General features: G+C 55.8%; 1 protein-coding gene and 2 rRNA genes. All 3 read right to left on the minus strand.

Annotated elements, in window-relative coordinates; translation table 11 throughout:
- On the minus strand, positions 1-293 hold a 293-nt coding region (locus K8I04_04340; protein MBZ0070941.1), incomplete at its 3' end, for a transglutaminase-like domain-containing protein.
- Between the two features lie 132 nt (positions 294-425).
- Positions 426-540 (minus strand): 5S ribosomal RNA (rrf, locus tag K8I04_04345).
- Positions 541-663: 123 nt separating this feature from the next.
- A 23S ribosomal RNA gene (locus K8I04_04350) occupies positions 664-1,596 on the minus strand; the annotation flags it as partial.

The raw sequence follows: 1,596 nt of genomic DNA on the forward strand, positions 1-1,596 counted from the left end.
ACGGTATTGAGAAAGCTGTTGCGTGGATCGAAGAAATGTTCGCCATCGCCGGCGAAGCCGAGTTCATCGAAGAGGAATCTGTTCAACACCTCGATACGCTCGGCCGCATCACTCGTATGCTCATGGAGCCGGGCATTCAGGTGGCTGGCCCAGTCGTCGAACTGTCGAAGATAGGCCGAGACATCCACAGTCGGATCGACTGCCTGCGCCAACAGGAGCGCGGCCTCCGCCAGTCTGCCCTGCTGTGACCCACCGGCCAGGATGTCGCGCAATCTGGAAATCGCGTCCGCCATGACGTTGTCCGTAGTTCAATACGCCCCGTATGGTGCGCGTAGAGGCACCGAGCCACCGTCCCCACCATGCAGCGACGCCGCAAAAAAGAAACCCCCAAAGCGCTAAGGGCTGTGGGGGTTTCTGGGATTAAAGCCTGGCAGTGACCTACTTTCGCATGGGATCTCCCACACTATCATCGGCGCTGAGCAGTTTCACTTCCGAGTTCGGGATGGGATCGGGTGGTTCCCACTCGCTATGGCCGCCAGGCAAACTTTTCGAGCTGCTGAAACCGGCGTACGGCTTCAACATCTCCGATTCGGAAACTGATTCAAGCATTATGGGTTTGTTGCTTGTGCTCAACCGTCAACACCCAAACCGTTTGAGTGTTATATGGTCAAGCCTCACGGGCAATTAGTACTGGTTAGCTTCATGCATTACTGCACTTCCACACCCAGCCTATCAACGTTGTAGTCTCCAACGGCCCTTTAGGGAGCTCGAAGCTCCAGGGAGATCTCATCTCGTGGTGGGCTTCCCGCTTAGATGCTTTCAGCGGTTATCCCGTCCGTATGTAGCTACCCGGCTGTGCCACTGGCGTGACAACCGGAACACCAGAGATACGTCCACTCCGGTCCTCTCGTACTAGGAGCAGCTCCACTCAAATCTCCAACGCCCACGGCAGATAGGGACCGAACTGTCTCACGACGTTCTAAACCCAGCTCGCGTACCACTTTAAATGGCGAACAGCCATACCCTTGGGACCGGCTTCAGCCCCAGGATGTGATGAGCCGACATCGAGGTGCCAAACACCGCCGTCGATATGAACTCTTGGGCGGTATCAGCCTGTTATCCCCGGAGTACCTTTTATCCGTTGAGCGATGGCCCTTCCATACAGAACCACCGGATCACTATGTCCTACTTTCGTACCTGCTTGATCCGTCGATCTTGCAGTCAAGCACGCTTATGCCATTGCACACATTGCACGATGTCCGACCGTGCTGAGCGTACCTTCGAGCTCCTCCGTTACTCTTTGGGAGGAGACCGCCCCAGTCAAACTACCCACCATACACGGTCCCTGGCCCGGATCACGGGTCGAGGTTAGAACGTCAAGCACATCAGGGTGGTATTTCAAGGTTGGCTCCGCCGAAGCTAGCGCCTCGGTTTCATAGCCTCCCACCTATCCTACACAGACGAACTCAACGTTCAATGTAAAGCTATAGTAAAGGTTCACGGGGTCTTTCCGTCTTGCCACGGGAACGCTGCATCTTCACAGCGATTTCAATTTCACTGAGTCTCGGGTGGAGACAGCGCCGCCATCGTTACGCC

The sequence above is a fragment of the Gammaproteobacteria bacterium genome (genome assembly GCA_019911805.1).
Classification (GTDB): domain Bacteria; phylum Pseudomonadota; class Gammaproteobacteria; order Thiohalobacterales; family Thiohalobacteraceae; genus JAHJQQ01.